The organism is Paenibacillus forsythiae T98, from assembly GCF_000520735.1.
Classification (GTDB): domain Bacteria; phylum Bacillota; class Bacilli; order Paenibacillales; family Paenibacillaceae; genus Paenibacillus_AQ; species Paenibacillus_AQ forsythiae.
Genome location: NZ_ASSC01000756.1, coordinates 1 through 326, shown reverse-complemented (window position 1 = coordinate 326; position 326 = coordinate 1). Strand labels below are relative to the sequence as shown.

The window sequence follows — 326 nt, the reverse complement described above, 5'->3', positions numbered from 1 at the left end:
GGGTCTTCCGGCCAATAATGCTTCGGGTAACGCCCCTTCAAGTCTTTCTTGACTTCAAAATAGGCGTTGCTCCAGAAGCTTGCAAGATCGGCGGTCACCTGAACCGGGCGCCTTGCCGGAGACAGCAAATGAAGCAGAACGGGCACTCTTCCGTTTCCAATTCGCGGCGTCTCCCGCTGCCCGAACATTTCCTGCAGCTTCACCGCCAGCACCGGCGCAGCCGGATTGCTGTAATCAACGGCAATCCTCGAACCGCTGGGAACCGCGATATGCGTTGGAGCGTCCTGATCGAGCCGCCGCTTCCGCTCCCAGTCCAGCATGCTCTC

Annotated in this window: 1 protein-coding gene; it reads right to left on the bottom strand. The window is 59.2% G+C overall.

The features are described from left to right. Nucleotides 1-326, bottom strand: a 326-nt coding sequence (locus L692_RS29975; protein WP_036725144.1) for an ATP-dependent helicase C-terminal domain-containing protein, incomplete at both ends; no start/stop codon positions are given.